This window comes from Streptomyces sp. NPDC038200 (assembly GCF_055600785.1).
Genome location: NZ_JBVJYH010000029.1, coordinates 14,415 through 24,260 on the forward strand (window position 1 = coordinate 14,415; position 9,846 = coordinate 24,260).

The following is a 9,846-nucleotide window of genomic DNA, read 5'->3' on the forward strand; positions in this document are numbered from 1 at the left end:
TTGGCAGGGTGACGGCAAGAACCAGTGATATCGAGAAGGCGGCCAGTGTGCTGCGCGCCGGCGGCCTGGTGGCCCTTCCGACCGAAACGGTCTACGGTCTGGGCGCCAACGCCGAGGACCCAGCCGCTGTCGCGCGAATCTTCCAGGCCAAGGGGCGGCCGCCCTCCCACCCGCTGATCGTCCACATCGGCGGCGCGGAGCAGCTGGACGACTGGGTCGAGGACGTGCCCGCGCCGGCGCGCCTGCTGGCCGAACACTTCTGGCCCGGACCCCTCACGCTGGTCCTGCGGCGCGGTTCCCGCGTGCCACTCGAAGCGACCGGCGGCCTGGAGACGGTGGCCGTGCGCGTGCCCGACCACCCCGTCGCACGCGCGCTGCTGTCGGCCTTCGGCGGCGGTATCACGGCGCCGTCCGCCAACCGCTTCGGCTCGGTCAGTCCCACGACGGCGGATCACGTCCGTGCCGAGCTCGGTGATGCCGTCGACTTCGTGCTGGACGGCGGCTCCTGTGAGGTCGGCGTGGAGTCGACCATCGTCGATGCCACCGGCGATGCCCTGAGCATTCTCCGGCCGGGCGGAGTGACGCGCGAGGACCTCGAAGCGGTGCTGGGGTACCCGCTTGCGGTCCCTTCGACCAGCCGGGTCCGGGTGCCGGGCCAGCACCCGTCCCACTACGCGCCGCGGGCGCGGGTCGTCCTCGTCGAGCCGGAGAAGGTCGTCGCCGAGGCGGAGCAGGCTCGGGAGCTGGGGCACCAGGTGGGCGTCTTCCTGCCTGCCTCTCTCGCCGACGCCCCGGTGAAGGCGCACGCCGTGGTGACGGTCCCCGCCTCCACGGCCGCCTACGCGCGCGGGCTGTACGGGTTCCTGCGCGAACTCGACCAGCAGGGCTGCGACCTCATCATTGCGTCGCTGCCGGTGGAGGAGGGGCTGGGACTGGCGATCGCCAATCGCCTCCGCCGCGCCGCGGGGCCCCGGCCCACCGTGTGACCTGCATCGGCGCCCTCACCGCTGCCGGAGACGGGGGCCGGACGGATCCGTGGCGGACTGGGCCGAGCACTCATCGCTCTTCCAGCCCGGACACCGTTCGCGCCGCCCGCCGCCGGGACGAGCGTTCCCCCTCCCCGGCACACCTCGCACCCCGCGGTCGCGCCAGGTCGGCCCGGGGGACAGTGCTGGGCGAGGTCTTCGCCGCTCGGGACGAGCAGACCGCGACCGTTCCGGGGACCGAGGCGGCCGCGCTGATCGTCCCGAGCCCGGCCGCCTCGCTCACGGCCGTGCCGGACCAGCGGAAACTGCCGGCCGGGCGGATCGAGGACCCCCCTGGACGCCCACCTCTTTCGAACATCCTGACCTCGATGCCGGGCACCAGGCCGACGTCCTGCTCGCAATGCGCCGCGACGCGGCCTTCTTGAGGCAGAGCCGTCGTGGGGCGGGAGGTCGGGGCAGCTCGTGGCGGTACCCGTGGCGTTCACCTCCCGGGCCGTCGGACTCACCACTATCGGTGCCGCCGTACGCTGACTTCGTGACGGTTTTCCGGAGTACCGTGCCACACGGTCTCCGTCGGAACGGCAAGTCCGAAAGAGCGCCGATTGCGCAACCGAAATGCAGCCGCACCGGGGATACGTCCCTCGTACGGCGCTGATCACCTGAGCTGCGATCGTGTCAACCGTCACCCTGCTCGATGTCCAGATGGATCGGCCCCCGAAGAACGGGGCTGGGCCGGTACGGTGGCGGGTCGGCGACCAGCCTGGGGCGCGTCTCAACCACCGCTATGAATGTCACCCCCCTAACTACCTGGCCTTTCTCAGCCGGGCAGCCGCACTCTGCTGCTACAAACGGCTCCTCAAACCGATCATGTGGGACACAGTCTGAGAACCGCAGCCGTCGGTCTCAGTCACCGGTGACCTGCGGGTCTGCGAGGACAACGAAGCGATCTGCCTCGACGTCGAAGCCGAGTACCGGACGGGAGCCATGGTCGTCTTCGCATCCCTGGAGCATCAGCACCGATTTACCCAACCGCTGCCCGATCTCCCGAAGGAAGCCGCAGAACACATCGAGTCGATCCTGGCCCTGCAACTCATACAGGTCGAAATCGCAGTCGACTTCATCGGCGGCGTAGAAACGGAAGATCGCCATCACGTCGGCAGTCGGCCAGACCCGCAGGTCCGGGCACTCGGCATCCGCCGGGCGGGACAACACGGCCTCCGCCCGGGGCACCGGAAGCACCGTCTTCCCCTCGGAGTACTGGCACTTCCAGCCCCTCTCCGCGAAAAGATCGAGGAGCGCCTGCCAGTCCTCCACCGAGGTATTCGGGACCCGCACATCCACCAATATCCCCATCACGCCTTGGTTGAAGAAACAGCTCACGTCATCCCACAGCAGATCAGCCACAACGTCATGCTGCCTGGCCCACAGACCCAACACACCCCATTTCCTTGACCACGACGTAGGGGCACCCTCGACACCGGTGCCGGGCATGCCGGCTGCCACCGCCCGCCCTGGGTCGGTGTGTTTCTCCCGACGGCTCGGGGAGCCGAAACAACGTCCGCGTGGCGCCGACCCCCCTCACAGCGCTCCCGGACATCCTGGCTCCTGTCCATCCCGACCACCGCGGCCGCTATGCCACGGTTCTCACCCCCCACTGGCATCCCGATCAGGCGACCGAGTTCAACGGTGCCGTCTGGCCCCGCCTGGGCTCCGCCGTCTGGGCCCTGCGCACCACCCGCAGCTTCGAAGACGCGATACGCGCGGCGATCGACCTCGGCGGTGACACGGACACGGTCGCCGCGGTCACGGGCGGCCTCGCGGGGGCGTACTACGGACCGGACGCCATCCCCGCCCACTGGACTGGGCCGCTCCATGTCCCGCTTCCGGGATTCGACGGACGGGGGCTGCGCCGGGCAGATCTGCTCCACCTTGCGCAACGCCTCGGAGAACGCCGTTGCTGAGACAGGTGGGGAGCCCGCGCAAACGGCGAGCTGGCCGTGCGGGAGGAGGCCGCGGCCAAGGGGGCCATGCGCAACAGTTCACGCACCACTTCGGCTCTCACGCCCATCCCACTCACCGGCTGGCGTTCCCCGGGCCGGCAGGTGGACTGCGATCAAGGGCTGAGGTGCTGATCAGTGATTCCAGCGGCGCGGGCCAGTATGTCGGCGGTCCGCGCCCCCGCCTCAAGGGCGTGGTCGGCGGTGCCAGGCAGACAGCGGTCGTGCTCGGGAACGAACTCGGTCATGATGACGCCCGCGTGATCGGTCGCGACCTCGTGGAGGGACACAGGCCAGCCCTGTTCCTCGAGAACCGTGCGCCACTCGCGTGAACGCTCGACGTCCACCACTGGATCGACCGTGCCGTGTACCAGCCACACGGGCGTAGGCGGCACCAGGCCGCCACCCGGGCGCAGGTCGTCGATCGGGACGGTGCCGGTGGTAGGCGCCGGCGATCCGTACGCACCAGCGATCCCGACGACGGCTCGCGGCCTCCAGCTGCCGAATGCGGCCGGGTTCACGGCGACACCCACTGCGGCCAGCCCGCCCAGCGACCAACCGGCGAGCGTGATCCGCTCGGGATCCCCGCCGAAGTGGACCACGTTCTGCTGTGCGAACACGGCCGATTCCCTCAGGTGCGTTCGCCCGCCGTCCGCAGCGTCGGGGCGCCAATCGGGCACCATGACGACGACGCCGCGCTCCGCCGCAGCGCGGGCGATCGGCGCGAGGACGTCCCGTTCGTCGGGGCCGCGGCCGTGCCAGAGCAGCACCGCGGGCACAGGCTCCGACGCGCCCGCAGGCTGATACACATCCATCAGCTTGCCATGAGCCCCGTACCCGAGACCCACCTTGACGACAACCTCTGTACCCACCGCGACACCCCCGCCTCATCCGCCACGAACAATGCAGGCTACCTGCGGGAGTCCGCCGACCTGACTGCCGGTCAACGCCTCCTCCCGAAGCCGCACGCGTTCAGGGGCTGGCGGGTCATCCGTCCCGGCCCACCGAACGTCACCGCGGGCAGTCGCCGGACGTGCCCGAGGAGACACTCGCCGTCGTGGGCGAACCCGAGCGCACGCCAACGCGTTCGTAGCCTTGTCGGACGGCCCGCTCTTCGAGCGGCTGCCCTCGGGCACCCTGTAGCAGCTCACTCCGGGCAGCTGTGTCCGCCCCTCCTCCGACACGGCTGTGAGGGCTCGTGCGACGAGCATCGCCACACCCGTCGCAGCCGGCCGACAGGCAGGCGCACCCTCTGCCGCAGCGGTTTTCCGGTCAGCGATCCAGTGCGGGCATGTGAGCCAGACCGGTGTCGAGCATGATGCGGTCGACGGTCTCGTGCAGGGCGCTGTCGGCGCCGATGACCGTCTCCAGCCCGTCGGGCAGCAGGTCGAGCGGCCGGTACCAGTCGCGCAGTTGCGTCTCGTCGACGTCGTCGGCGATCGGCTTGGTGGTATGCCGGGTGAGGGTTTCGTGGAACGGTACGTCCAGGTAGTAGCCGTGGGTCGGGCCGCGGTGGTCGGCGCGCAGCTGGGCGAGCATGTCGCCGTAGCGGTCGGCGTAGAGGATGCCTTCGACGACGACGTGGAATCCGGCGTCAAGGGCGTAGCGGGCCGTCACGTCGATCAGGCCGATGTTCGCCGCGCCGGGCCGGTCGCGTTCGCGCAGCACGACGCGGCGGAGATTGTCCTGGCCGACCAAGGCCAGACCGCGGCCGAACCTCTCGCGCAGACCGGCCGCGACGGACGACTTGCCCGAGGCGCTGTTGCCGCGCAGGACGACCAGCCGGGATTCTTCAGTGCCCACCATCACGGCGCTCACGCTATCGGCAGCCGCCGATGAAGCGGTGCCGGATCTCGCGTTACCTCTCGGGGCCCGCTGCCGCAGGTGGGAGCGCTCCAGCCAGCGGGACCTGCCCAGTATGTGCACCAAGCGCGGAGGGTGGCGCGTTGAGCCGACACAACACGCCGGCCTGCCCGATGCGCGAGGACGCCGGCTGGCACATGGCGGCACCGGCGGGCGAGCCTGCCAACGGGCTGTCTCTCCCCTCGCTGTTATTCTCTGCGGGTTCGAACGACTCAGGGGGAAGTCCGTGCTCACGTCGGTTGCCACGGAGTGGCTGTGGCTGTTGGCCATCGCAGCCCTCGTGATCCACTGCTCCGCCGTGGCGAAGTGGATACCGATCCAGAGATTGTGGACGGTGTACCCCTTCATCTGGGTGGTGTGCGGCACCGGAGCGGTGGCGTACGGCACGTGGCGCGGCTTCGCTCTGGAAGACATGCTTGTCGTGTGCTCGTTCGCGCTCATCGGACTGACGATCGGCATGTACCCGACTCGCAAGCTGTTCTCGGAGTGGGCGCAGGAGATCAACGAGGGAGTGACACGCGAGCGGTACGACTACCCTCGCACACACCTCGCCTTCTGTGGTGCTTCCGTGCTCGTCATGTCGGCCGCCGCGATCTGGCTGGCCCGCTGACGGGCCGTAAGGGCGACGAGCGGTGAACCGGCCGTTTCCCGGCTCACCCCAGGGGCGGTTCTCGGGCCTCCATCCGCACGGTGGAGTGGTGGACCGTCGGCCACGTCCGGGGCGCGCACCTGGTCCGTCATCGGCAGCAGGACCATGCGGCCGGAAGGCGAGCGCGGCCGGGGCAGGGGCAGGTGGCAGCCGCGCGTAAGCGAACCGCGTCCACGCCCCCTGTGTCCCCTCGGCGCCCCCCGCGGTTCGGCTGATGGCCGAGGCGGTGGGCGCCGCGCATCCGGTTTTCAGATGACCAGAACCCGGCGCCCGCGCGTGTGACCGGCATGGCTGTCGGTGTGCGCCGCCGCGGCCTCGGCGAGCGTGTAGGACTTCTCGACCGGGATGCGGAGCTTGCCTTGTGAGATGAGGCTGACGGCCTCGGCGAGTGCGTCCGGCACGCTGCCGGCTGTTCCGGAGAAGCGGACGCCGAGCTTCGGCGCGTCGAGATCGGCGATGGAGATCACCTTTCGCGGATCCCCGGTCAGCTCGACGAGTTCGCGGATCACGCCCGAGCCCGCCAGATCGAGAGCCGCGTCGACCCGGCCGAGCTGCCGCACCCGCTCGGGCCAGCCCTCGTCGTACGTCGTGGCGAGGGCGCCCAGGCTGCGCAGGTAGTCCTGGTTCGCGGCCCCAGCCGTGCCGATCACCGTGATGCCGCGGTCACGGGCGATCTGCAGCACCGCCGATCCGACTCCCCCGGACGCACCGCTGACCAGCAGCGTCTGCCCGGTCCGCACACCGGCCTCGCGGATGATGCGCAGCGCGGTCTCCACCACGGAGGGGTACCCGGCCGCCTCTTCGAACGTCAAGCCCTCGGGCATACGGGCCCAGGCCGACAGCACGGCGAACTCGGCGTACGTGCTTGCCCCTTCGCCGAACACGTGGTCGCCGACCTCGACCCCTTCGACGCCCGCGCCGACCTCGTCCACCACCCCGGCGGCGTCCAGCCCTACTCCGGAGGGCAGCTCGACCGGATGGGCCCCCAGGACCTGGCCTTCACGGATCCTCCAGTCGACGGGGTTCACACCCGCCGCCCGTACGGCGATGCGTATCTGGCCGGGGCCCGGGTGGGGCTCCTCGGCGTCAATGAGTTGCAGGACGTCCGGACCGCCGAACTCGGCGAAGCTCACCTTCTTCATGCCGCGACCGTAACACTAACGGTTAGGGTTTTGAAACCGTTACGGATTTGCACTTGATAGGGTGAGGCATGACCACACCGACCGGACGCCGTGAGCGCAAGAAGGCCGCGACCCGCCAGAAGATCGCCGACGCCGCCCTGCGGCTCTTCCTGGAACGCGGGTACGAAGCCGTGGGCATCCGTGACGTGGCCGCCGAGGCCGACGTGGCCGTCACCACGCTCTTCTCTCACTTCGCCTCGAAAGAGGCCCTGGTGTTCGAGCAGGACGAGGACTTCGAGCAGCGCCTCACACAGGCGGTCACCGACCGGGCGCCGCACGGGCCGCTCATCCCCGCCCTGCGCCGCGAGATCCACGCCCTGGTGCGACACTGCTCCGCGGACGGCGCCGCCCCGGTATGGCGCATGATCGACGCATCACCCGCCCTGCGGGAGTACGAGGAGTCGATGAGGCTGCGCCACGCGGAATCACTGGCGAAGGCCATCGCCGCCGATCCCGGTCTGTCACGGACCCCGACGGCCTGTCGGGCGATCGCGCGGTTCGCGATCGACGCCTATGCGCTGGCGCGTGAGGCGGACGATCCGGAGGCCGCGGTGGACGAGATCTTCCGGATGATCGAGGCGGCCTGGGAGGTCACCTGCCCCTCCGAGAACACCGACGGCGCGAACGGCGAGGTCGGACCGTAGTCAGACCCGGCCCGCAAGTGTGGCCGGACATAGGGCCCTCCGTCCGTGACGCGGGGGCATCGCGACGGGGAGGGGCGGTCCGGCGAGGCGTTGCGGGCGGCGAGAGGCCGGCCACCGTCGCGCCCCGAGTGGGGTGGCGGAACGGCTACAGCCGGCGAGGTGGCGGCGGGGCCGGCTTCCGTATGCTGGCGCCTTCGGCGTCGCGAAACGCTGGACGACTGAAGCGCTGGGCGACTTGAAGCGCTGCACGATGAAGCACTGGGCGACTTGAGGGGGTGCGCGTGCCGCTGTACAGGGACGACCCGAGGTCCATCGGCGGCTACCGGCTGGTCGGCCGGCTCGGGGCCGGCGGCATGGGGAGGGTCTATCGGGGCAGGTCGCGTTCCGGTCGCGAGGTCGCCGTCAAGGTCGTACACGACCAGTACGCTCGCGACGCCGTCTTCCGTGCCCGTTTCCGGCAGGAGATCGAGGCCGCCCGCCGGGTCAGCGGCGCCTTCACCGCGGCCGTGGTGGACGCCGACCCCGAGGCGGAAACCCCCTGGATGGCGACCCAGTACGTGCCCGGCCAGTCGCTCGCCGCTCTCGTTCGCGACCACGGTCCTCTGCGTGTCGCCCAGTTACGGCCCTTGGCACTGGGTCTGGTGGAGGCGCTGCGGGACATCCACCGGGCCGGAGTGGTGCACCGCGACCTGAAACCGGCCAATGTCCTGCTGGCCGACGACGGTCCCCGTGTCATCGACTTCGGTATCTCCCGGGCCGCTGAGAGCCACCACGCCCTCACCGAGACCGGTCAGGTGATCGGCACCCCGTCGTTCATGTCCCCCGAGCAGTTCGCCGACGCCCGCACGGCCGGCCCCGCCTCGGACGTGTTCTCCCTCGGCGCGCTGCTGGTGTACTGCCTCACCGGGCACGGGCCCTTCGATGCCGACAATCCCTTCCTCACCGGGTACCGGGTGGTGCACAACGAGCCCGTCCTCGACGGGGTGACCGGATCGGTGCGCGCGGTGCTGGACCGCTGTCTGGCGAAGGACCCCGCCGACAGGCCCGAGCCGGAGCAATTGGCGCGGGAGTTGGCCGAGGTGTTGCCGGAGCCGCCCGTCGGCGAGCCGCAGGTGCCGGCCCCGTGGCCGCCCGCCGCGTCCCCCGGCAACCCGCTGCACGCCGACGGTGAGACCGCCGTCGATCGCCGCCCGCGGCGACGCGCCGCACGCACGCTGATGGCCGTCTCGGGGGTGCTCGCCGCAGCCCTGACGGGGTACCTGCTGTTCGCCCCGGGTGACGGCGACGGCACCGCACGGGCGAACTCCGCACCCGCCGCCCGGTGGGGCGCCCTGCCCGCCGGCTGGACACCGTGGCAGACGACGGCGTACGCGGTCGCCGAACAGGGCGTGCGGAAGGCCCCGGGGTACGAGGGCGACAGAGCACCCGCCTGCTTACCGGACGGCGACGCCCTCTACTGCGCCGGCAGCGCGCTCCTGCCCGAACGCATCGACGCCTCCACCGGCCGCACCTTGTGGCGCTCCGGGATCACCCCTGCCGCCCTGCCCGCCGACCGGTACGTGACGACCGTCCTCGGCGCCCATGAGGGCGTCGTCCTCGTGGAGCTGACGATCACCGGCGAGGACGGCAGGGGGGTGTCCCAGTCGGTCCTCGCGCTCGATGCCGCCGACGGCAGGAAACTCTGGTCCCATCGCGTGCGCACCGACAGCCTGGGATCGGCCTACGCCGCGGGGCTGACACTGACACAGGAAGGCGACGGCAGCACGGTGACCGTCCGCTCCGCACGCCAGGGCACGGTGCGCCGGCAGATCCTTCTTCCCCCGGCGTACGACTGCTCGCCGCTCGCCGTCGGTGACCGCCCCTATGTGGAGTGCGTCGCCCGCGGCGAGGACTCCCACGCCACGAAGTTCCTCGTCGTCGACCCCACGGGCACCTCCGCGCAGACCCTGACGTCTCCCGCCCAGCAGCGCAGCTTCGCCGGGGTCCAGGGCGGTCGGCTCCTTTTCGTGGAGTCGGACGACCGGCCCGTGACCAACAGCCCCGACCTGATCTACACCCGGATCGTGCGCGTCGACCCGGACACCGCCGACCGCTCGGTGACGAACCTGCCCGAGCACCCCCGGGGAGGGACGCCCACCCTGGCGCACGGCACTCTGTACTTCGCCACTTCCAGCGGTCTGGTCACCGCCGTCTCCCCCGTGACCGGCAAGCGGCTGTGGCGAAGCCATACGACCCTGGAGACGCCGGGCACGGTGTCGGTGGACCCAGCGGGACGCACCGTCTACCTCGCGGGCGGCAGCGGCCGGGTGGCCGCCCTCGACGCGGCCCGCGGCACCCCGCTGTGGGAATCCGCGCCACGCGGGGAGGTGCTCGACAGTGGTCTGCTTCCCACCGTGTGGTTCCACGAGGGCGCACTGGTCCTGGCGGCCTCCGACGGCACCCTCTTCACCCTCGATCCGGCCCGTCCCCAGTTGAAGCCCGCCCCGCGACGGCCGTGATGAGCGTGATGGCAACGTCGGGACGGGC

General features: G+C 70.9%; 8 protein-coding genes and 2 pseudogenes. 6 read left to right on the forward strand and 4 right to left on the reverse strand.

What is annotated here, in order from left to right; all coding sequences use genetic code 11:
* Positions 1–8: 8 nt before the first annotated feature.
* Positions 9–986: an L-threonylcarbamoyladenylate synthase gene (locus ACZ7KF_RS37875; RefSeq protein ID WP_471085958.1), complete on the forward strand. Its 978-nt coding sequence runs from the start codon at positions 9–11 to the stop codon at positions 984–986.
* Positions 987–1,177: 191 nt separating this feature from the next.
* Positions 1,178–1,363, forward strand: a pseudogene (locus tag ACZ7KF_RS37880) (IS110 family transposase); the annotation flags it as partial.
* A gap of 526 nt (positions 1,364–1,889) precedes the next feature.
* Here ACZ7KF_RS37880 and ACZ7KF_RS37885 read toward each other — a convergent pair.
* On the reverse strand, positions 1,890–2,390 hold the full coding sequence (locus tag ACZ7KF_RS37885) for a hypothetical protein (protein WP_471085961.1): 501 nt from the start codon (positions 2,388–2,390) through the stop codon (positions 1,890–1,892).
* A gap of 170 nt (positions 2,391–2,560) precedes the next feature.
* On the opposite strand from ACZ7KF_RS37885, the pseudogene ACZ7KF_RS37890 reads away from it, so the two are divergent.
* Positions 2,561–2,947 (forward strand): annotated as a pseudogene (locus ACZ7KF_RS37890) (ADP-ribosylglycohydrolase family protein); the annotation flags it as partial.
* A gap of 152 nt (positions 2,948–3,099) precedes the next feature.
* Here the strand turns inward: ACZ7KF_RS37890 and ACZ7KF_RS37895 are convergent.
* Both ACZ7KF_RS37895 and ACZ7KF_RS37900 read right to left on the reverse strand, forming a co-directional pair.
* Positions 3,100–3,855, reverse strand: a complete 756-nt coding sequence (locus ACZ7KF_RS37895; protein ID WP_471085964.1) for an alpha/beta hydrolase — start codon at positions 3,853–3,855, stop codon at positions 3,100–3,102.
* 400 nt (positions 3,856–4,255) lie between these two features.
* Positions 4,256–4,789, reverse strand: a complete 534-nt coding sequence (locus ACZ7KF_RS37900; RefSeq protein WP_471086087.1) for a P-loop NTPase family protein — start codon at positions 4,787–4,789, stop codon at positions 4,256–4,258.
* Between the two features lie 283 nt (positions 4,790–5,072).
* On the opposite strand from ACZ7KF_RS37900, the gene ACZ7KF_RS37905 reads away from it, so the two are divergent.
* A complete protein-coding gene (locus ACZ7KF_RS37905; RefSeq protein ID WP_471085967.1) occupies positions 5,073–5,456 on the forward strand; it encodes a hypothetical protein in 384 nt (127 codons plus the stop codon).
* A gap of 287 nt (positions 5,457–5,743) precedes the next feature.
* Here the strand turns inward: ACZ7KF_RS37905 and ACZ7KF_RS37910 are convergent, their stop codons facing one another.
* Positions 5,744–6,637, reverse strand: a complete 894-nt coding sequence (locus tag ACZ7KF_RS37910) for an NADP-dependent oxidoreductase (RefSeq protein ID WP_471085970.1) — start codon at positions 6,635–6,637, stop codon at positions 5,744–5,746.
* Between the two features lie 68 nt (positions 6,638–6,705).
* Between ACZ7KF_RS37910 and ACZ7KF_RS37915 the strand changes: the two genes are divergently transcribed.
* Both ACZ7KF_RS37915 and ACZ7KF_RS37920 read left to right on the forward strand, forming a co-directional pair.
* Positions 6,706–7,320 (forward strand): TetR/AcrR family transcriptional regulator, encoded by a 615-nt coding sequence (locus tag ACZ7KF_RS37915; protein ID WP_471085973.1) that lies wholly within the window; start codon positions 6,706–6,708, stop codon positions 7,318–7,320.
* Between the two features lie 281 nt (positions 7,321–7,601).
* On the forward strand, positions 7,602–9,818 hold the full coding sequence (locus tag ACZ7KF_RS37920) for a protein kinase domain-containing protein (RefSeq protein ID WP_471085976.1): 2,217 nt from the start codon (positions 7,602–7,604) through the stop codon (positions 9,816–9,818).
* Positions 9,819–9,846: the final 28 nt, after the last annotated feature.